This is a genomic window from Klebsiella sp. CSG-1, assembly GCF_056521145.1.
In genome coordinates, this window is record NZ_JBWNLD010000003.1 from 260150 (window position 1) to 279737 (window position 19588).

Sequence of the window (19588 nt, forward strand, 5' to 3'; positions counted from 1 at the left end):
CTTATCAGGAGAAAAATATGTCCTGCGATACATCCCGCGTTCGCCACGTGCGTGAAACGCTGCTGTCCGATAACTGGTATACGTTAAAAAAATACACTTTTGAATTGCTGCGACGGGATGGCCGTTGGCAGGAGCAGAGCCGTGAGGCCTACGATCGCGGCAACGGCGCGGTGATTCTGCTCTATAACCGGGTAAAGCAAACCGTCGTGCTTATTCGCCAGTTTCGTTTTCCGGTGTGGATTAACGGTCATGATGGTTTTTTGATCGAGGCGGCTGCCGGACTGCTGGATAATGCGTCGCCGGAAGAGCGCATTATCGCCGAGGCGGAAGAAGAGACCGGCTTTCGCGTCACCGGTATTGAACCGGTTTTTACTGCCTACATGAGTCCGGGGTCGGTTACCGAAAAACTCTACTTTTTCATTGCCGAATATTCGGCGGACGATCGCCGCAGCGAAGGCGGCGGGCTGGCGGCGGAAGGGGAGGATATTGAAGTGCTGGAGTGGCCACTGGCCCGGGCGTTACAAGCGATACGCGAGGGGGAAATTGTGGATGCCAAAACCATTATGCTCCTGCAACACCTGGCCCTCACGGTTTCATCGCGCCTTGCTCAGGATGAAACAAGGCGCGATAACCCTTAGCGCAGCTTGCGAGCGATAGCGCTGTACATCAGCGCGGCTTCCAGCGGTTGGGCGTTAAACGAAGGTTCGGCCTGCGGCCAGGTTGACCACTGCACGATCACCAGATGTTCCGCGCGGTTGACCATAATCACCTGGCCATAGATACCCAGCGCCCACAGCGAACCTTTCAGCCCCTGGCGAGCGGTAGGGTCGACGTGCTGCGCGTTGGCCGGAATCGCGTTATTCCACCATTGATAGCCGTAAATGCCTTCCGGGTGTGCCGGGGAGACTGATTTCTGCGCCTGAGTCCAGGCGGAGGATTGGTCAAACCAGCCTTCAGGCACCCGTCGTTGGCCGTTGGCCAGGCGTCCATCCCGGGCGACAAACTCGCCGAAACGACCCCAGTCTTCCAGCGTGGCGTTAAAGCCATGCGCCCCGACGTCATGTTTACCCTGCTGATAAGCGTGCCAGACGCCGTCATGCGCCATTCCGGCGGGTTGCCACAGGGCCTGCTCCAGCCATGCGGCAAGCGGCATTCCGGTGGCCCGCTCCACCACATCCCCCAATAGCCATGCGCCCCCTGATGAGTAGGACCACTGCTCGCCGGCGGGATGCGTACGCTTCAGGGAAGCCACGATCTTGCGCACGCATGCGTAGGCGCCCGGATGGGCCTCACACTGGGTCAGGCGGGCGAAATGGGATTGTGGATTGGTGTAATCTTCATTCCACTCGACGCCGGAGGTGTGCTGAATCAGCTGCTTAAGGGTGACATCATCCCAGGCGGTGCCTTTCAGGTCGGGCTCGTAATCGGTGACCCGGTCATTAAGCGAATGGATTTTACCTTGCTGAATCGCCATACCGACTAAGGTGGAGACCACCGCTTTACCTACCGAGCGGGAGGTCCACAGCGTGGTGTCGGTGTTGCCTGCGCCGAGATATTTGTAGGCAATTTTACCCTCTTTGAGTACCAGAAAACCGGTAACGTTCTGGCGCTTCAGGTAATCCTGCAGGTTCCATGTCTGGCCGTTTACCGTGTAGCTGACGTCGGTCAGCGGCTTATCTGATGGCGACAGCGGCGTGGCGCTACCGTGACGGAAGACATCGCCGGCATAGTTACGGTAGTCGTTGCGAAAGCCGATAACCCGGGCAGATTGATCCCAGTTGAGCATATCTTTTGTGGCGGGCAGCACGGGATCAAAAGGCGTCGGGCAGACATCCAGCATCACTCCGCCGCAGGACTGCGGTGACGGGGTTTGCGCCATGCTGACGGTAGGGCAAAGCGCGAACATCAGCGCCAGGGCCAGCGGTGTGGTTTTTTTTATCTTTGTCATCAGAGATTCCTTATTAGCCATAACAACCAGGCCTGCAGTATATAAATCGCCTTCGGCAGGCTAAAATCAGCCGATGGGGGATTTTCCCCCAAAGGAAACCTCGGGATGAAAACGCTGCATTACTCATTTGCCCAGATTGAAGCCTTTGCCACCATCGCGGAAACCGGGAGTCTCTCACGGGCGGCGATTCGGCTCGGAAAGGACCGTACCACGCTGCGCGATCTGCTGGATTATCTGGAAGATGCGCTGGGATATGCGCTGTTCCTGCGCGAAGGGCGGAGCCTGGCGTTAACCGCCGAAGGGGAACAACTGTTTCGCCAGGCGCATCTACTCCTGCGCCAGGCGCAGGCCTTTGAGTCATTTGCGCAGACTCTGCCGCGCACGGCGGGGCAGGAGCTGCGGGTGGTGTACGATCCGTTTGTCCCGCGCCCCTTTCTCTGCGCGCTGGCAGACCACCTTGCCCGACGTCAGCTGCGAATGAGCTGCTGGAGCGCATCGCGTCGCGAGGCGGAGCAGGCGCTGGCCGACGGGCAGGCCGATCTGGCTATTTGCCAGGCCAATAACCGGACTCTCGGTAGCGAAATGGAATGGCGAGCGTTGGGAACCGTCGATCTGCGCTTTTATGCGACGGAGCGCCTGTTTGCTGACTGCGCGCGTCCGCTGACTCTGCTCAATCTGTCGCTGGTGCCACAGCTGGTGATGCATCGCCGTGCAGACGAGCAAATTGCCCGCCGGGTGCAAATCTCGGGACACACGCTGTACATGAATGAGAAAGCGTTATTGCGCCATGCGCTGCAGCAGGGGCAGGGGTGGGGATTCTTACCTGACCATTTTCAGGCGGTCGACTGGCAAGGGGTGGAGGAGATTGACACCGAAGTCGGTACCCAGGGGCTGAATGTCACGATGGTAATGCTGTGGCAGCCGGGAATGAACAAGCATCCGACGCTGGGAGAGGTGGTTGATTTTGCGCCTTTGCTATGGAAACAAGACGCATAACAAAACGCCCCGGACCTTGCGGGCCGGGGCGTTTGCCACTCAACTTGCTATCGCGATTAAGCGCGAACGAAGTCGATGTGAGTCAGTTTTGGCTTGAACGCGTGACGCTGAACAGCCTGAACTTTTACTTTTTCTTCTTTGCCATCGATAACGATGGTCAGAACTTCACCGTAGAACTCAGCTTTGCTCTGAATGTTCCACAGTTTGTCCTGGTCCAGCTCGATTGCTACCGGAGTAGCTTCACCGCCATAAATGATGGCCGGGAATTTGTTAGCTGCACGCAGGCGGCGGCTCGCACCCTTACCCTGCTCTTTACGTACTTCTGCGTTGATAGTAAACATTGATGTCTCTCTATATTTAAATCCTGCTACAGGCGACCCAGCAGCAGGCAGATGATCTGCTTTGCGAATGCAAAAGCGGGCGGCATTATATCCACCTATGGCGTTGACGGCAATGAAAACCTCAGGCGCGGCGCTGATTAACGCAGTTCGTTTGCCCGACGGAAGCGGCCTTGATAGTCGAAGACTTTTTCCCTGACCTGCCAGTACTGGCCTTTCATGCGCGCGACGACAAAGTCCGGATGACGCAACAGAGGCTGCTGGGCAACAATGTCGGCAGGGGTTATCCAGCGCAGCGGCACGCCCGGCGTGCGGGTATGCGGGCGGATAAACAGCTGCTCAAACGCGGTCCGCTGGGCCGGCGTCTGCAGGCGGAAGCGCTCGCTGACATCGGCGCCGTCCTCATCGTAATAGGTGATTTTCAGCCACGGGCCTTTATCGTCGCCACCGTGCTGCAGGTCCATACCGCTGCAGCGCAGCACCAGCGCGTCTTTGAGCTTCAGCGCGGCCTTCAGCATATCGTCGGGGTCGACCAGAATCGTGTCGCACTCGCGGCAGCGGCGGGCGGCAATATCATTTTCCGCATTGCACTGCGGACAGTTTTTAAAACGAAAACGAAAATCGCACTGTTCACGATGACCGTCGTCATCTTCAAACCAGCCCTGGCAGCGGCGGCCAAAGTGTTCAATCAGCGTACCGTCGGCGGTGGTCTTTCCCCAGAAGGTATTGGCAAAGCCACAGGCCGGACAGAATACCTGTACGGGGACGTTATCGCTCTTGCCCTTCGGCGAGCCCACCTCTGGCGCATAGAGATCGTGAGGATTTCCGGCATAGTCGAGAATCAGGCAGTCGGTTTTCCCCGGCGCCAGACGCAGGCCGCGGCCGACAATTTGCTGATACAGGCTGACCGACTCCGTGGGACGCAGGATGGCGATCAGATCGACATGCGGGGCATCAAACCCGGTGGTGAGCACCGCCACGTTCACCAGATAACGATACTGCTGCGCCTTAAATGCTTCGATGATGCGATCGCGCTGCGGACCGGGCGTGTCACCGGTAATCAGCTCCGCCTCGCCGGCGGGCAGCAGGCCGGTAATCTCCCTCGCGTGTTCTACCGTGGAGGCGAAAATCATCACTCCCTTGCGCGTCTGGGCAAATTCGACGATCTGGCTGACGATATGCGGCGTAATGCGCTGCTGCTTTTTTAGCTCAAGGTTCAGGTCCGCTTCGCTAAACAGCCCGTTGCTCTGCGGCTGAAGGCGGCTGAAATCGTACTGTACGACCGGCATATCCAGCCGCTCCGGAGGCGTCAGATACCCGTGCTTGATCATATAGCGCAGCGGCAGCTCGTAAATACAGTCGCGGAACAACGCCTTCTCATCACCGCGAACCATACCATGATAATGAAACTGGTAGATCCAGCCCTTGCCGAGGCGGAACGGCGTGGCGGTCAACCCGAGCAGACGCAGCTGCGGATTGACCTGTTGCAAATGGCTGATAATTTGCTGGTACTGGCTGTCATCATCGTCGCTGATGCGGTGGCATTCATCGACGATCAGCAGTGAAAACTCGGCCTGAAACTGTTCAAGGTTACGGGCTACCGATTGCACGCTGCCGAAAACCACCTTGCCGTGGCTCTCTTTGCGTTTCAGGCCGGCAGCAAAAATATCCGCCTCCAGCCCAAGCGCACAATACTTGGCGTGGTTTTGCGCGACCAGCTCCTTGACGTGCGCCAGCACCAGAACGCGGCCGCGCGCCAGACGCGCCAGTTCGGCGATGACCAGGCTTTTACCTGCGCCGGTTGGCAGGACGATGGCGGCCGGTTCATGATGGCGACGAAACCAGGCGAGCGTGGCGTCGACGGCCTCTTTTTGGTAGGGACGTAATGTAAAAGTCATGGCTATACTGGCGTTAATTAACTCGCAAATAGTATGCCACGAATCTTTTCCCTTGAGTGGCGTTAAGAGCCCGTTATACTAGCCAGCGAACTTCTTCTTTTTCGGGCGTTTGCCCGCTCCAGCATTATTACAGGCTAAAAAAATCTCATGCGACTTGATAAGTTTATCGCTCAGCAACTTGGCGTCAGTCGGGCTATTGCCGGGCGTGAAATCCGCAGCAGCCGCGTTCTCGTAGACGGCGAAATCGTCAAAGATGCGTCGTTTAAGCTCCAGCCAGAGCACGACGTGGAGTATGACGGCAATACGCTGACCCAGCAGAACGGCCCGCGCTACTTTATGCTCAACAAGCCGCAGGGGTACGTCTGCTCCACGGACGATCCGGATCATCCAACGATTCTCTATTTCCTGGATGTCCCGGTCGCGCATAAGCTGCATGCCGCAGGTCGACTGGATATCGACACCACCGGACTGGTGCTGATGACCGATGACGGGCAGTGGTCGCACCGCATCACTTCTCCGCGCCATCACTGTGAGAAAACCTATCTGGTGACGCTGGAAAACCCGGTGGATGAGCAAACGGCTGAACAGTTTGCGAAAGGCGTTCAGCTGCACAATGAAAAGGATCTGACGAAACCTGCGCGTCTGGAAGTGCTGACGCCAACGGAAGTGCGCTTAACGATAAGCGAAGGGCGCTACCATCAGGTGAAACGCATGTTCGCGGCGGTGGGTAATCACGTCGTCGGCCTGCATCGTGAACGTATTGGCGACATCATGCTGGATGAATCTCTGGAGCCTGGCGAATACCGCCCGCTGACGGAAGACGAGATAGCCAGCGTTGGCCTCCAGCATGCACGGAGTAAAACGTGACGGCAAAGCAGAATTCTTCACTGGGGATTGTGTTTATTCTTGGCCTGCTGGCCATGTTGATGCCACTGTCGATTGATATGTATCTCCCGGCGCTGCCGGTGATTTCGGCGCAGTTTAATGTGCCGGACGGCAGTGCGCAGATGACGCTCAGTACCTATATTCTGGGCTTTGCTTTCGGTCAGCTGCTGTATGGCCCGATGGCCGACAGCATCGGCCGTAAGCCGGTGATCCTCGGAGGAACGCTGATTTTCGCCGCGGCTGCGGTGGCCTGCGCGCTGTCGCAGACTATCGACATGCTGATTACCATGCGCTTCTTCCACGGTCTGGCGGCTGCGGCGGCGAGCGTGGTCATCAACGCCCTGATGCGCGATATCTATCCGAAAGAAGAGTTTTCGCGGATGATGTCGTTCGTCATGCTGGTCACCACTATCGCGCCGCTGGTTGCGCCGATGGTAGGGGGCGCCGTGCTGGTGTGGTTCAGCTGGCACGCGATCTTCTGGATTCTCGCGCTGGCGGCGCTGCTGGCCTCGGCGATGATTGCTTTTTTCATCAGCGAAACGCTGCCGGTTGAACGGCGACAAAAATTTAGTCTGCGCACCACGCTGGGTAACTTTGCGACCTTGTTCCGGCATAAGCGGGTGCTGAGCTATATGCTGGCGAGTGGCTTCAGCTTTGCCGGGATGTTCTCCTTCCTGAGCGCCGGGCCGTTTGTCTACATCAATATCAACCACGTTTCGCCGCAGCACTTTGGTTACTATTTTGCGCTGAACATCGTCTTCTTGTTCATCATGACCATCATTAACAGCCGCTTTGTCCGACGGGTCGGGGCGCTGAATATGTTCCGCGCCGGGCTGTGGATTCAGTTTGTGATGGCGGTATGGATGGTGGTCTGCGCGCTGCTGGATGTCGGATTCTGGGCGCTGGTGGTCGGCGTTGCCGCGTTTGTCGGCTGCGTTTCGATGGTCTCCTCCAACGCGATGGCGGTCATTCTGGACGAGTTTCCGCATATGGCGGGCACCGCCTCATCGCTGGCGGGGACCTTCCGCTTTGGCATCGGGGCGATTATTGGCGCGCTGCTGTCCATGGCCACCTTTACTACCGCCTGGCCGATGCTGATTTCGATCGCATTTTGCGCCAGCAGTTCCATCCTTTTTTACCTCTACGCCAGTCGGCGACGTAAAACCGCGCACTAAAATACCTGCCACAAGGGGCGATTTCCGCCCCTTTTTTGATGCACATCAACCGCGATGGGCTTCCCGGTTCTGTAATTTGTTTCTTTTATGTAAAATCAATTAGTGTAAAAAGTCGCATTGTTGCGATAAAAAAGTTGTTTTGGATCACAGAAACGGGTACATATAGCCCCGATCTGTTTCCGCAGCGAAACTATAAGGTTCTGGATTATAAGTCGTTAACCCTGGCGTGACGCGGGTGTAAACGTTTTCTATGCTGATGCAGGACTATTTGTCAACGATGTGTTAATATTGATGTAAATTTATTGTGAAGCATTTTGCTTCCGGGGAAACTAAGTGAATACACAGCAACTCTCTATCGTACACCGTCTGCCGCAGAGCTATCGCTGGCTGGCCGGTTTTGCGGGTTCAAGAGTTGAACCGATTCCGCAAAACGGCGCCGAGAGTGAAAACAGCCTCGTTGCGCTGAAGCTACTCAGCCCGGACGGAGAGAAAGCGTGGCCGGTGATGCATAAGCTCAGCCAGGCCCTCAGCGACATCGAAGTCGATTGCTCCATCGTTGAGTGTGAAGGGGAGCCGTGCCTGTTTGTGAATTTACAGGACGAGTTTGCGGCAACCTGTCGACTGAAAAATTTCGGCGTGGCGATTGCCGAACCGTTCTCTGGCCACAACCCATTCTGACCGTCAGCCCAGCGCCAGAAGCTGGCGGGTATATTCCTGCTGTGGAGCGGTAAAAACGCGTTCGCACTCCCCCTGCTCGACGACTTCTCCCTGCCGTAACACCATCACCTGATGACACAACGTCCGCACTACGCGTAAATCATGGCTGATAAAAATATAGGCCAGCCGATATTTTTGCTGTAACGCTTTCAGCAAAGCCAGTATTTGCGCCTGGACAGTCTTGTCCAGCGACGACGTGGGCTCATCCAGCACGATGAGCTGAGGTTTCACGATCAGCGCCCGGGCAATCGCAATACGCTGACGCTGGCCACCGGAAAACTCAGCCGGATAGCGATGCCGCGTTTGCGGATCGAGCCCCACCTCCTGCATCGCCTGTATCACCGCTTGTTCACGCGCGGCCGACGTTAGCGTTGGCTGGTGGACGCGCAGACCCTCTTCAATAATCTGTAGCACGTTCAACCGGGGATTCAGCGACGAGTTGGGATCCTGGAAGACTATCTGCATCTGGCGGCGCAGCGGCAGCATTTGCCGACGGCTACGTCCCTGCAGCGCCTGCCCCTCAAAGGCGATCGTCCCTTGCGAGGCAATCAGGCGCAGCAGGGCCAGCCCGGTGGTGCTTTTGCCCGATCCCGACTCGCCCACCAGGCCCAGGGTTTCCCCCGCGCGCAGCTGGAAATTGAGCGCGTTGACCACCCGGTTATGATCCACTACCCGGCGGAGGAACCCTTTGCGCACCGGGAAGGCGACGCTCAGATCGACGGCCTTCAGCAGCAGCGGCGCATCGGTGGCCAGCGGCACCGGCCTGCCGGCGGGTTCGCTGTCCAGCAGACGACGGGTATAAGGGTGTTCGGGGGCGGCAAAAAGCGCCCGACAGGCGTTTTGTTCGACGCAGCGACCGTTTTGCATCACCGCCACGCGGTCAGCGAGCTGGCGGACAATGCTTAAGTTATGGGTAATAAACAGCAGCCCCATATTCAGTTCATTTTTCAGCTCGCGTAACAGCTGCAGGATTTGCGCCTGTACGGTCACGTCCAGGGCGGTAGTGGGTTCGTCGGCAATCAGCAGCTCTGGACGGGTGAGCAGCGCCATGGCAATCATGATCCGCTGGCGTTCGCCGCCGGAAAACTGATGCGGGTAGTCCGCCAGCCGGCGTACGGCATGACGGATACCGACCCGCTCCAGGCAGTTAAGGATCTCACCTCGCGCGGCCTCTTTGCGCATGCCGCGATGCAAAGACAGCACTTCATACAGCTGCTTTTCCAGCGTATGCAGGGGATTGAGCGACACCATCGGCTCCTGAAAAATCATCGCGATCCGATTACCGCGCACCTGACTCAGCGTGCGCTCATCGGCGTGAAGCAGCGACTGGCCGTGAAAGCGAATGTCTCCGCCGGGGTAGCAGACCGGCGGAGAGGGGAGCAGCCGCAGCACCGAGAGCGCGGTGACGCTTTTACCGGAGCCGGATTCCCCCACCAGCGCCAGGGTTTCCCCGGCGCCAATATTCAGGGAGAGCTCGCTGACGACGGTATGCGTTTTCCCCTGCTGGCGGAAGGCGATGGAGAGGTTGTCTATCTCTAACAAAGGCTGCGTCATGTTATACCGCCTTACCGGGGTCGAAGGCGTCGCGGACGGCTTCACCAATGAAAATTAACAACGATAACAGCACCGCGACCGACAGAAAGGCGGCGATGCCCAGCCACGGCGCCTGCAGATTGTTTTTCCCCTGCAGCAGCAGTTCGCCAAGCGATGGCGAACCGAGCGGCAGGCCGAAGCCGAGAAAATCGAGGGAAGTCAGGGTAGTGATAGAGCTGCACAGAATAAACGGCAGGAAGGTCAGAGTGGCGACCATGGCGTTGGGCAGCATATGGCGCAGGATAATATGCCGATCGCTGACCCCCAGCGCCTGCGCCGCGCGAATATAGTCATAGTTACGGGTGCGCAGGAATTCCGCCCGCACGACGCCGACCAGCGCCATCCAGCCGAACAGTACCGTAATGGCCAGCAGCCACCAGAAGCCCGGCTGGACGACACTGGAGAGTAAAATAATCAGGAACAGGGTTGGCATGCCTGACCACACCTCAATAAATCGCTGACCCCACAGGTCAATCTTGCCGCCGTAGTACCCCTGAATGGCACCCGCCAGTACCCCCAGTACGCTGGAGAAAAAGGTCAGCAGCAGGCCGAACAGAATCGATATTCGCGTGCCGTATAAAATACGGGCCAGCACGTCGCCGCCGTTGGCATCGGTACCCAGCCAGTTTCTCGTCGAGGGGGGAGAAGGGAAGGGCGTTTGGGTGGTGAAGTCGATGGTGGTGGCGCCAAATCGGATCGGCGCCCACAGTATCCAGCCGTTATCATCCAGCTGCTTTTGCAGCCACGGATCCTGGTAGTCGGCGGCGGTAGCAAACGGGCCGCCAAAGGTCGTCTCGCTATAATTTTTCAATGCCGGAACGTACAGGCTGCCGCGATACTGCACCAGCAGCGGGCGGTCGTTGGCAATCAGCTCGGCGCACAGGCTGAACACGAAAAGAATCATAAACAGCCACAGCGACAGATAGCCGCGGCGGTTGTGACGAAAACGCGCCCAGCGGGCCTGATTAACGGGACTCAGAAAAGACATCAGCGGCCCTCAAAATCAATACGCGGATCGACCAGCGTGTAGCAGATATCGCTGACAATATTCAGCAGCAGGCCGATCAGGGTAAAAATATACAGCGTGCCGAACATCACCGGGTAATCACGGGAAACGGTCGCCTCATAGCCCAGCAGTCCCAGGCCGTTGAGGGAAAACATCACTTCAATCAGCAAGGAACCGGTGAAAAACATACTGATAAACATCGCCGGGAAACCGGCGATCACCAGCAGCATGGCATTGCGAAAAACATGGCCCCATAAAATATGCTTTTCGCCCACCCCTTTGGCGCGTGCGGTCACGACATACTGCTTGCGGATCTCGTCAAGAAAGCTGTTCTTGGTCAGCATGGTGAGCGCCGCAAAGCCGCCGATGACCGTCGCCAGCACCGGCAGCGTAATGTGCCAGAGATAGTCGAGAACCTTCTGATACCACGTCAGGCTATCGAAATTAGCTGACACCAGCCCGCGCAGCGGAAACAGATCCAGATAGCTGCCCCCCGCGAAGAGCACGATCAGAATAATGGCGAACAGAAAGGCCGGGATGGCGTAGCCAATAATGATCAGCGTACTGCTCCAGATATCAAACTGGCTGCCGTTATGGACGGCTTTGCGGATGCCGAGCGGAATCGAGACCAGATAGATAATCAGCGTGCTCCACAGCCCCAGGGTGATGGAGACCGGCATGCTGTTTTTGATCAGCTGCAAGACTGACGCGCTGCGAAACAGGCTGTCGCCAAAATCGAAGCGCAGATAGTCGCCGAGCATTTTCAGGTAGCGTTCGTGGAGCGGTTTATCAAAGCCGTAGCGGTGGGTGATTTCGGCAATCACTTCCGGATCGAGACCGCGCCCGCCGCGATAATGGCCTTCGCTGATGTTGCCGACGCCGGTCCGGGCATGGCTGGCAGCCATACCGCTTTCTCCGGCGCCCGGTAAGCCGCCACGGTTGCCGAACTCAATGGCGGCGATGGCCTGATCGACCGGGCCGCCCGGGGCTATCTGGACAATGAAAAAGTTGATCGTAATGATCGCCCACAGCGTGGGGATTATCAGCAACAGCCGGCGGATCAGGTATGCGCCCATCGTTATTCCTTACCGTTTGTCCGCGGGTAGTTTTGCCGCTTTGTTCACGTCATACCACCAGGTATCAAATCCGGATGAGTAGACGGGACGGGTCTGCGGGAAGGAGAATTTATCCCAGTACGCCGTCCTGTCCTGCGCCATATACCACATCGGCAGCATGTAATAGTTCCAGGTCAGCACCCGGTCCAGCGCGCGCCCCAGGGGCAGGAGCTTTTGCTTATTCCCCTGCCAGCGGATGATCTGCGCAATCAGTTTGTCCACCACCGGACTCTGAACCCCGGGCGCATTGTAGCTGGAGTGAATATATGACGAATCCCAGGAGATTTGCAGGTCGGTTCCGGGCCAGGGCGTCGCGCGCCAGACGATGGGCATCATATCGTAGTCACGACTGCGTCGGCGGTTACTGTACTGTGAATTATCGACCTGGCGAATATCCATCGTAATACCGAGGCGCTGGAGATTATGCTGGAACGGCAGCACCCAGCGATCGTTGCCCCCGGAAGGCAGCAGCAGTTCAAAGCGCAGCGGCTTGCCGGTGACGGCGTTGATTCGACGTTGGTTTTTCAGCACCCAGCCCGCCTGCTTAAGCAACGCATCCGCCTGCAGCAAATTTGTGCGATCGAACCCATCGCCGCGGGATCGTGGCGGCTGATAGACGGAGGTGAAAACCTCCGGCGGCAGATCGGCCTTCATTGGCGTCAGCAGAGCGAGCTCTTCGGCATCGGGCGCGTGACGCGCCGCATATTCGGTATTCTGAAAGTAGCTGCTGGCCCGGCTGTAGGCGCCATAAAACAGCGCCTTGTTCATCCACTCGAAATCAAAGGCGAGGGTGATGGCTTCCCGGACCTGGCGGTCGTTAAACACCGGGCGCTGGATATTAAACGCCAGCCATTGGGTATCCTGCGCCGAGGTGTTCGGGTACTCATCTTTGACAATATAGCCGTGGGTAAAATTGCGTCCGACATAGCGGGTCGACCAGTTTTTGGCCATCGTCTCTGCGCGTCGGTCGACGGCGCCGGCCTTAAAGGCTTCAAAGGCGACATTATCGTCAAGGTAGTAGTCGTAGCGCAGCGTGTCGAAATTCCAGCGCCCGCGGTTCACCGGCAGATCGGCCGCCCAGTAGTCCTTCACCCGCGAGTAGATGATGTACTGACCCATCCGCCAGTCGGTAATTCGATAGGGGCCGCTGGCCAGCGGCGGGGTGGAAAGCGGGTCGCTGAGCTTATGGTTGCGCCAGAATGCCTCAGGCATCACCGGCAGGGAGAGCAGACTCAGCATGTTCTCCTTGCCAGGCTGCGCCAGCGTAATGCGCACGGTGCGCGGCGCAATGGCCTCGACGCGGGTCCCCTTGTAGAACAAGCGGAACTGCGGTACCCCTTCGGTCATAAATTTGTGGAACGTGAAGGCGACATCGCCGGCGGTAATCGGGCTGCCATCATGAAAACGGGCGTGCGGATTGAGGGTTATCTCCATCCACGAGAAATCATCGGCGTAGCGCGTGTGTGCGGCAATGAGCGGATAATAGCTGCCCGGTTCATCATCGGAGGTGGTGAACAGCGTGTCGTACAGAGCGTCGGTACGTACTCCCGGGTTGCCGCGCAGCGCATAGCGGTTGAAGTTATCGAAGGTGCCAATGCTGGCGTTGACTATTGTTCCCCCTTTCAGGGCACTGGGATTGGCATAATCAAAATGGTCAAAGCCGACGGCGTATTTCGGTTCGCCAATGATGGCAAAAGTGCTGCCCTCTTTTATGGTTATGGTTTGCGCCTGACTATTCAGGCTGAACAGGGTCAGTAATATCAGGCAGACACGCGCAAACATAGCCAGATTAATATCCTCTGTGAGCAGACATCATAAAGAGCCATTACCGGCGGCAAAATAGTTAGCCGGTTCATCATGTGCCGCGATCAGCGCTTCCAGCGGCAGCGGGCGGCTCAGCCAATAGCCCTGCAGGAAGTTTACGCCATGTTTGCGTAACCACTCCGCTTGCTCCGGTGTTTCTACTCCTTCTGCAACGGTCATGAGCTGCAGGCGGCGGCTTAGCGTCAGTACCGCATCCAGCACCGGGGAGGTGACGGTCTCGGTTCCGATGGCCTGCACGAAGCCGCGATCGATTTTCAGATAGTCAAATTTATAACGCTCAAGGTAGATAAGCGCACTATGTCCGGTACCAAAATCGTCAATCGCAATCTCAAACCCCTGCTCATGCAGCCAGTCAAAGATGGCCAACGACCTGTTTTTATCGATCATCGCGCGTTCAGTAATTTCGAGAACCACATTGAAGTGGTTGGCTGGCATGGATGCAGCGAACTGCTGCAGGTCATCCTGAAATTCGTCGGCGTGCAGATGGGCCGGTGAGATATTCAGCCCCAGCTTGCTACCGGCGGGCAGAATTTTTTGCAGGGCCGGTGCGTCGCGAGTGATCAGTGCTAATAAATGATGAGTGAGCGGCACAATCACTTGCTGCGTTTCCGCCAGGTTAATAAACACATCAGGCGGAATCTCCCCGGCTACCGGATGGCGCCAGCGCATCAGTACTTCAATACCGCTGATGCGCAGGGTATCGGCTTTGACTACCGGCTGATAGACAACATAGAACTGATTATTTTTTATCCCCAGCAGAATGGCTTTACGCGGATCGGATTTCAACGTCAGCACGTAGTAACTCACCAGGCCAGCCAGCAGACCGCACACGACGCCGAGCAGCAGCGAGAATAGCGTATTTTCCGATAGCCAGCTGTTGGCATAGAGATAGACTTTCAGCGGCAGCCCTCTGATTTGTACCTGACGAATCGGCTCTGCGCGCAGATTCTGCGGGTCAATAAGGCGGTTGGTCAGGGTGGAGAGGGCGGTATCGTTGACAACCAGCGCGATGCTGCTGAAATCGTTCTGGCGGGCGGAATAAAGAATATAGGGTGTCAGGTTGGTATTGATTGAGACGAAAATGCCATCGTTATCGTCGTGCGGATTGCGTACCCACATCGCCAGGGCGGCATTATCAGGCATCATCGGTGTCCCCGGCAGGAGCCGCATGTCGACCGCTTTACGGGTATCGAGATGGGGGATGAGCTGCACCAGCGGAGTATTCATGGAGCCAGTGGCGGAGGAGCAAAAGGCGACGCCCTCTTTTACCAGCAAAAACGCGCGCACGTTTGGGCTAAAGGCTGCCCGTGCGGTCAGGTCTGACACAATATTTTCACATTTTTGATTGACCAGCGGCTGCAGGCCGACCATCGTCTTCTCGAGCTGGCTAAAGTATTCAGTCAGGTAGACGTTGACGTTGTCGATGATACTGTCAAAACGTTCAGACCGGCTATGGTAAATCACCATAACCTGAATGCTACCGGCCAGCAGGGCGACGATCACTCCGATGAGTATGCTGGTCAGCCAGATATTACGCCGGGGTGACAGGTAACGGGTAAGCATAGGCTCTATAGTCGGTCCATGTTAATGAGTTGCGCCAATGGGTAGAAAACGTTTTCTCTATCGCCACTTAAAGGGATAGCTTATATTGCGGCATTCACAGGTAAACAGGCAAAAAAAAACACCGCCGCAGCAGTGTTTTTTGTTCTGAGGTCAGCCAAGGGATAACTCACGACAGAAAGGATTACGAGCGGCTCAGAACTCGTCGCGCTTCATTATAGCGCTTCTTCCAGTACGGCTCGTTCATGCTGGAGATGGTCACACCACTGCTGGTGGAAGCATGGACGAACTGATCGTTGCCGATATAGATACCGACGTGGCGACCGGTGGAGCCCGCCCGGAACAGAACTAAATCGCCGGTACGCAGTTGAGAGCGTGAAATGGACTTGCCGGAATCCTGCTGCTCAGAAGTGGAGCGGGGCAGTTCCAGACCAAATTGTTCACGGAAAGTACGCTGCACGAAGGCAGAGCAATCAATGCCTTTCCGGGTGCTGCCGCCGAGGCGGTAACGCACGCCTTTCCAGCTGGCATACTGGTCCATCAAACGGGACTTAACGTCCAGATTGCTGACCATCTTTTCAAATTCATCCTGAGAGGCTTGCAGTGATGATAAATCGCCACTACCCACAGCATGCGTCTCAGAATGCATATTCTTTGCGGTACTACTTGTCGAACTACAGGCAGAGAGCAAAACTGCCACTGCTATCGCGGGCACTACCCGCAACATATATCTCAAAATCGGCTGAGATTTGACCATGCTGTTTGTTTTCCCTTGTTGTCCTTAACGACAATGTCGTTATAAAAAATGCCAAACGTGTTAGAGCCTAAATACCTGCCAGCAATGAGACAATTCCTTAAACCTAAATTTGTGGGATACCGCACAAATTTATTTTTGAGCCGGATTGACGTTACTGGAAAGGCAAAACGAGATTGAGATTACCCTATCAAACGTGGGATGGCGAGCGGTTTCGCGCGATTTCTTATAAGAATTTGTGCATCTAAAAGTGAATCATCGGGAAAGCACAAAATAGCGGCAGCTGTGGGTAAAAAATATGCAATTCCTTCATTTGTAAGATGATTAATGTGACAGGAAGATGACGCGGGCGATAAAAAGATGGACAAATAAAAAAGGGACCGAGAACGATCCCTTATGGATATAGTTAATAATATGTAAGGAAGAGATTAATTTTTACCCACTCCGCCCGGAAGCGAACGGTTAAACCAGGCGATCAATGTGTCGCTTAATGGTGTCATCAGCACCCAGGGGATGCCAATGAGGACGGCGGTCAATGAACCAACGGCAATATCGGTAAACCAGTGGGCGCCGATCATGACCCGCGGAAAAGCGAAAACGACAAAAATAGTCAAAGCAATAGCCAATGCCCGACGGCCAAAATAGCGCCACATGAAGGTGGCGAAAATCAGCAGCATCATGCCGTGATCGCCGGGAAAACTGTCTTTCGACGCATCTTTGGTCGGGAAGGCGACCACATCGCTTACTTTTACAATCTCGCTGAACGTGAGCGAGGGGCTGGCGCGTTTAACCGGCATCAGATGCTGCGCCAGCTGGTTAATGACTACCGCGAACAGCAGCATGACCAGACCGATAATGACGATCCGCCGGCGACCGGCGCTTTGCTCCTTCAACCAGAAGCTCAGCATCAGGCCGCCCATCGCCAGCAAAGAGCAGGCGTCAAAAGCCCGGTTATTGATGATAGCCAGCAGCCAGGCATAGGCCTGACTCTTTCCCACACCCTGGTTAAAGAAGTGGAAAATGGCGGAATCCAGCGATAACCAGAAACCATGATTAGCGGGCAAATACCACGAAAAAAAGAGGGCAAAGCCCGCAGCGTTAAGCAGCAGGATCAGGGGAATTCGGTTTTTAATCATAACAGTTGCGAGTTGTGTAAGACGGCGGGAAACATACCCGCCTTAACTTAAACGAAGTTTCAACAAAGAGGCTTGTAACGCATTCCAGTCGGCCTCGGATTCGGTAATCAGTTCAATACGGCTGTCCGGCGGCGCAACGTTTTGGGTTTCGATATGCAGATCAAGTCCCTGACGGTTGATGCGTACCAGACCTTCCGCAATACGCATCACGCCCTTGACGCGGGCAACCGGCGCCAGACGAGCCCACTCAAGCAGGCCAATCGTATCAAAGATTGTATCGGCATCAAAAATCCAGCCGCAGGCCTGGTAACCCTGACCGCTGTTGAGGCTCCGGCGCCAGCGCTGGTGGGCCGGCAGGCTGAGCGCGGCCAGACCTTTTTTCTGCCCGTGGCTGTGCGCATGTTCGGCACTTTCCGGCAGCGGTGTGAGATTCAGGCGCGGTAAATCCAGCAGCTGCGGGTCGATATTGCCGTGGGTGGCGCCAATATGCAGACGCTCGCCCGCGTGCTCCTGCCACCAGACGTCAAAGGCCTGTTCGCTTTCTGCCGTCATCCGGTCCGTTTTATTGCTGATAATGACATCGGCCGCCGCCAGCTGATCGCGGAAGTTGGCGTTCGCCATCACTTTACTGTCCAGCAGCTGGCGGGGATCGAGCACGCACAGGGTGGCGCGAAGATCGATCCACGGCTCGTAGACGGCGGCGGTCAGAATATCGAGAATTTGTTTGGGATGGCCGAGCCCGGTAGGTTCAATCAGCAGACGATCCGGTTTCCCCTGGCGCAGCAGGGTATTCAACCCAACCTGCATCGGCAGGCCGTTGACGCAGCACATACAGCCGCCGGGAATTTCTTTGAGTAGCGCGCCGCTATCGGCGAGCAAAGCGCCATCGATACCCACTTCGCCAAACTCATTAACCAGCACGGCCCATTTTTCATCTGCAGGCTTGTGGGCCAGCAGATGAAGAATCGAGGTCGTTTTACCGCTGCCGAGAAACCCCGTGATCAAGTTGGTTTTGGTCACATTTTCTCCAGGATACAAATGTAATGTTGTAACAGTTGGGACTATCCTGACGAAAAAAAGGGGAAAAGAGAAGGGCTACGGCGGACAGAAAAGAATTCTGTCCGCTAAAGAGCAGCAATTGTTAAATCCCGGGCACGTTGGCGATGGCCTGGCGGGCACCGACGGCAGAAAGCTGACGCCAGGCGGCGGTGATGTGATCCACAAACAGCGTATTGCGCGGCAGATCGCGACCAAAGATTTCTTCCAGTGAGAGCAGGGCGCTGACGCGTTCCTCGTCGCGGCTGCCGGCAACCAGAGCCTGAATCTTCTCGCTCAGCGGGTCGCGAACATCAATAGCCTGACCGGCATCATCTATACCGCTGACGTAGCGCATCCAGCCTGCCACCCCGAGCGCCAGCAACGGCCAGCGGCTACCGCGCTGGAGGTGAACGCGAATACCGTCAAGCATACGTTGCGGAAGCTTCTGACTACCGTCCATCGCTATCTGCCAGGTGCGGTGTTTAAGCGCTGGATTACTAAAGCGTGCGATCAGGCTGTCGGCATAGTGCGTCAGATTGACGCCTTCGATAGCAAGAGTCGGGGCCTGTTCGTCAAGCATCAGCCGGCGAGCGGCGCTGCGCAGCACCTCGTCCTGCATGCAGTCACTGATATGCGCATTGCCGGCAAGGTAGCCGAGCCAGGCAAGGAAGGAGTGGCTGCCGTTGAGCATCCGCAGCTTCATCTGTTCCCACGGCAGCACATTATCGGTCATCTGGACGCCGGCGATTTCCCACGCCGGGCGGCCCGCCACGAAGTTATCCTCAATGACCCATTGAATAAATGGCTCACAGCTGATGGCGCAAGGGTCTTCTACGCCGAGCGTGGCGCTGATTTCAGCCAGCGATTCCTCGGTAGCGGCAGGCACGATACGGTCAACCATGGTGCCGGGAAAACTGACGTGTTCAGCAATCCACTGCGCCAGTTCGGGGGCGCGCTTTTCCGCCATGCCCAGAACCGCATTTTTCACCACGTGACCGTTATCAGGAATATTATCGCAGGAGAGTACCGTAAACGGCGGCAGGCCGCGTTCGCGGCGGCGAGACAGGGCTTCAACCAGTATCCCCGGCACCGACTGTGGCAGCGCGGGATGTTCCAGATCGTGAATAATGCGCGGCTGCGTCAGGTCCAGCGTGCCGCTGGCGGGATCGATGCAGTAGCCTTTCTCCGTAATGGTGAGTGAGACAATGGCCACCTGCGGTTCGCAGAATTTTTCAATGATCGCGGGCAGTGAGTCCAGCTTTGCATTCAGACATTCATGAACGGCGCCCACGACAATCGGCTGGTTGCCGTGCGCGCCTTTTTCCAGCACGGTGAACAGGTGGTCCTGCTGACGGAGCTGGCTCATCAGTCGGTCGCCGCTGAACAGGCTAATTTCGCAGATCCCCCAGTCTCCGCCGCTGGCGTTCAGCACCCGATCGGTAAGCAGGGCCTGATGAGCGCGATGAAACGCCCCGAAGCCGAAGTGCACAATGCGCGAGCGCAGCTGGCTGCGATCGTACTGAGGAAGCTGCACGCCTTCTGGCAGCGTAGCGGTAGCGATAGTTGTCATTCTTTACACACCTGATTAACCAATGATTAACAATG

17 protein-coding genes are annotated in these 19588 nt (G+C 56.5%); 5 read left to right on the forward strand and 12 right to left on the reverse strand.

What is annotated here, in order from left to right:
- Positions 1 to 17 precede the first annotated feature (17 nt).
- Positions 18 to 638 carry an NUDIX hydrolase gene (locus tag AC007G_RS09305; RefSeq protein ID WP_047663325.1) on the forward strand — a complete coding sequence of 207 codons (621 nt, stop codon included), beginning with the start codon at positions 18 to 20 and terminating at the stop codon, positions 636 to 638.
- On the opposite strand, the gene AC007G_RS09310 is transcribed toward AC007G_RS09305, so the two are convergent.
- The gene (locus AC007G_RS09310; RefSeq protein ID WP_032686681.1) at positions 635 to 1948 is read right to left on the reverse strand and encodes a serine hydrolase domain-containing protein; all 1314 of its coding nucleotides are present in this window, start codon (positions 1946 to 1948) and stop codon (positions 635 to 637) included. The two genes, AC007G_RS09305 and AC007G_RS09310, sit on opposite strands and share 4 nt — an antisense overlap.
- Positions 1949 to 2053: 105 nt before the next feature.
- Between AC007G_RS09310 and AC007G_RS09315 the strand changes: the two genes are divergently transcribed.
- Positions 2054 to 2944 carry a LysR family transcriptional regulator gene (locus tag AC007G_RS09315; RefSeq protein WP_032699099.1) on the forward strand — a complete coding sequence of 297 codons (891 nt, stop codon included), beginning with the start codon at positions 2054 to 2056 and terminating at the stop codon, positions 2942 to 2944.
- 56 nt (positions 2945 to 3000) lie between these two features.
- Here the strand turns inward: AC007G_RS09315 and rplY are convergent, their stop codons facing one another.
- Both rplY and radD read right to left on the reverse strand, forming a co-directional pair.
- The gene (rplY, locus tag AC007G_RS09320; RefSeq protein WP_004864846.1) at positions 3001 to 3285 is read right to left on the reverse strand and encodes a 50S ribosomal protein L25; all 285 of its coding nucleotides are present in this window, start codon (positions 3283 to 3285) and stop codon (positions 3001 to 3003) included.
- A 137-nt stretch (positions 3286 to 3422) separates the two neighbouring features.
- On the reverse strand, positions 3423 to 5180 hold the full coding sequence (gene radD / locus AC007G_RS09325; RefSeq protein ID WP_032686683.1) for a DNA repair helicase RadD: 1758 nt from the start codon (positions 5178 to 5180) through the stop codon (positions 3423 to 3425).
- Positions 5181 to 5327: 147 nt separating this feature from the next.
- Here radD and rsuA point away from each other — a divergent pair, with 147 nt between their 5' ends.
- From rsuA to AC007G_RS09340, 3 genes are all read left to right on the forward strand, one after another.
- A complete protein-coding gene (gene rsuA / locus AC007G_RS09330) occupies positions 5328 to 6047 on the forward strand; it encodes a 16S rRNA pseudouridine(516) synthase RsuA (RefSeq protein WP_004864842.1) in 720 nt (239 codons plus the stop codon).
- Positions 6044 to 7240 (forward strand): Bcr/CflA family multidrug efflux MFS transporter, encoded by a 1197-nt coding sequence (locus tag AC007G_RS09335; RefSeq protein WP_032686684.1) that lies wholly within the window; start codon positions 6044 to 6046, stop codon positions 7238 to 7240. Before rsuA ends, AC007G_RS09335 begins: the two co-directional genes overlap by 4 nt.
- 333 nt (positions 7241 to 7573) lie before the next feature.
- Positions 7574 to 7918, forward strand: coding sequence for a YejG family protein (locus AC007G_RS09340; protein ID WP_004864837.1), 345 nt, complete (start codon positions 7574 to 7576; stop codon positions 7916 to 7918).
- A 3-nt stretch (positions 7919 to 7921) separates the two neighbouring features.
- Here AC007G_RS09340 and yejF read toward each other — a convergent pair whose 3' ends face one another.
- From yejF to AC007G_RS09385, 9 genes are all read right to left on the reverse strand, one after another.
- Complete coding sequence (gene yejF, locus AC007G_RS09345; RefSeq protein ID WP_142630008.1) at positions 7922 to 9511, reverse strand: microcin C ABC transporter ATP-binding protein YejF; 1590 nt, start codon at positions 9509 to 9511, stop codon at positions 7922 to 7924.
- Between the two features lies 1 nt (position 9512).
- On the reverse strand, positions 9513 to 10538 hold the full coding sequence (locus AC007G_RS09350) for a microcin C ABC transporter permease (RefSeq protein ID WP_142630007.1): 1026 nt from the start codon (positions 10536 to 10538) through the stop codon (positions 9513 to 9515).
- Positions 10538 to 11632 (reverse strand): microcin C ABC transporter permease YejB, encoded by a 1095-nt coding sequence (locus tag AC007G_RS09355; RefSeq protein WP_032686688.1) that lies wholly within the window; start codon positions 11630 to 11632, stop codon positions 10538 to 10540. The genes AC007G_RS09350 and AC007G_RS09355 overlap by 1 nt, the downstream gene beginning before the upstream one ends.
- A gap of 9 nt (positions 11633 to 11641) precedes the next feature.
- Positions 11642 to 13453 carry an ABC transporter substrate-binding protein gene (locus AC007G_RS09360; RefSeq protein WP_475697934.1) on the reverse strand — a complete coding sequence of 604 codons (1812 nt, stop codon included), beginning with the start codon at positions 13451 to 13453 and terminating at the stop codon, positions 11642 to 11644.
- Positions 13454 to 13483: 30 nt separating this feature from the next.
- Positions 13484 to 15058 (reverse strand): cyclic di-GMP phosphodiesterase, encoded by a 1575-nt coding sequence (locus AC007G_RS09365; RefSeq protein ID WP_142630004.1) that lies wholly within the window; start codon positions 15056 to 15058, stop codon positions 13484 to 13486.
- Between the two features lie 181 nt (positions 15059 to 15239).
- The gene (gene mepS / locus AC007G_RS09370) at positions 15240 to 15812 is read right to left on the reverse strand and encodes a bifunctional murein DD-endopeptidase/murein LD-carboxypeptidase (RefSeq protein ID WP_032686691.1); all 573 of its coding nucleotides are present in this window, start codon (positions 15810 to 15812) and stop codon (positions 15240 to 15242) included.
- A gap of 425 nt (positions 15813 to 16237) precedes the next feature.
- A complete protein-coding gene (locus AC007G_RS09375) occupies positions 16238 to 16945 on the reverse strand; it encodes a phosphatase PAP2 family protein (RefSeq protein ID WP_479466585.1) in 708 nt (235 codons plus the stop codon).
- A 42-nt stretch (positions 16946 to 16987) separates the two neighbouring features.
- The gene (locus tag AC007G_RS09380) at positions 16988 to 17965 is read right to left on the reverse strand and encodes a CobW family GTP-binding protein (protein ID WP_142630002.1); all 978 of its coding nucleotides are present in this window, start codon (positions 17963 to 17965) and stop codon (positions 16988 to 16990) included.
- 121 nt (positions 17966 to 18086) lie between these two features.
- Positions 18087 to 19553 (reverse strand): mannitol dehydrogenase family protein, encoded by a 1467-nt coding sequence (locus AC007G_RS09385; protein WP_142630001.1) that lies wholly within the window; start codon positions 19551 to 19553, stop codon positions 18087 to 18089.
- Between the last annotated feature and the right edge of the window lie 35 nt (positions 19554 to 19588).

What these genes read in the sequence shown, in the direction of transcription:
- radD (WP_032686683.1), bottom strand. Translation starts at nt 5,180, where the DNA reads ATGACTTTTACATTACGTCCCTACCAAAAAGAGGCCGTCGACGCCACG.
- AC007G_RS09385 (WP_142630001.1), bottom strand. Translation starts at nt 19,553, where the DNA reads ATGACAACTATCGCTACCGCTACGCTGCCAGAAGGCGTGCAGCTTCCT.
- AC007G_RS09355 (WP_032686688.1), bottom strand. Translation starts at nt 11,632, where the DNA reads ATGGGCGCATACCTGATCCGCCGGCTGTTGCTGATAATCCCCACGCTG.
- AC007G_RS09305 (WP_047663325.1), top strand. Translation starts at nt 18, where the DNA reads ATGTCCTGCGATACATCCCGCGTTCGCCACGTGCGTGAAACGCTGCTG.
- AC007G_RS09310 (WP_032686681.1), bottom strand. Translation starts at nt 1,948, where the DNA reads ATGACAAAGATAAAAAAAACCACACCGCTGGCCCTGGCGCTGATGTTC.
- AC007G_RS09375 (WP_479466585.1), bottom strand. Translation starts at nt 16,945, where the DNA reads ATGATTAAAAACCGAATTCCCCTGATCCTGCTGCTTAACGCTGCGGGC.
- AC007G_RS09350 (WP_142630007.1), bottom strand. Translation starts at nt 10,538, where the DNA reads ATGTCTTTTCTGAGTCCCGTTAATCAGGCCCGCTGGGCGCGTTTTCGT.
- AC007G_RS09360 (WP_475697934.1), bottom strand. Translation starts at nt 13,453, where the DNA reads ATGTTTGCGCGTGTCTGCCTGATATTACTGACCCTGTTCAGCCTGAAT.
- yejF (WP_142630008.1), bottom strand. Translation starts at nt 9,511, where the DNA reads ATGACGCAGCCTTTGTTAGAGATAGACAACCTCTCCATCGCCTTCCGC.
- rsuA (WP_004864842.1), top strand. Translation starts at nt 5,328, where the DNA reads ATGCGACTTGATAAGTTTATCGCTCAGCAACTTGGCGTCAGTCGGGCT.
- AC007G_RS09315 (WP_032699099.1), top strand. Translation starts at nt 2,054, where the DNA reads ATGAAAACGCTGCATTACTCATTTGCCCAGATTGAAGCCTTTGCCACC.
- AC007G_RS09365 (WP_142630004.1), bottom strand. Translation starts at nt 15,058, where the DNA reads ATGCTTACCCGTTACCTGTCACCCCGGCGTAATATCTGGCTGACCAGC.
- rplY (WP_004864846.1), bottom strand. Translation starts at nt 3,285, where the DNA reads ATGTTTACTATCAACGCAGAAGTACGTAAAGAGCAGGGTAAGGGTGCG.
- mepS (WP_032686691.1), bottom strand. Translation starts at nt 15,812, where the DNA reads ATGGTCAAATCTCAGCCGATTTTGAGATATATGTTGCGGGTAGTGCCC.